A 247-nucleotide genomic window follows, 5' to 3' on the forward strand; every position below is an offset into this window, starting at 1 on the left:
TGCCGTCGGTGTCGGTGGCGGTGCCGGCGATGTTGGCGACGACGGCGTGGCCCTCGTCGATGGCGGTGACGATGTCGCCGCGCAGCTTGTCGGTCTGCTTCTCGTCGGCCTTGGCGTCGCGGATCTCCACCGACTGGTAGGCGTCCTTGCCGGTCTCCTTGTTCAGCACCGGGGTGATGTCGTTGATGGAGTTGGTGCCGGCTTCGGTGGTGCCCATGCGCTGGGCCATGCCGTCGACGTCGATGTT

The 247-nt window shown here is 66.8% G+C and carries 1 pseudogene; it reads right to left on the reverse strand.

The window, feature by feature from the left end:
* Positions 1-247: pseudogene (locus ACSNN9_RS28780) on the reverse strand (C39 family peptidase); the annotation flags it as partial.

Origin of the sequence: Micromonospora sp. URMC 107 (assembly GCF_051386315.1) — a bacterium.
GTDB lineage: Bacteria > Actinomycetota > Actinomycetes > Mycobacteriales > Micromonosporaceae > Micromonospora.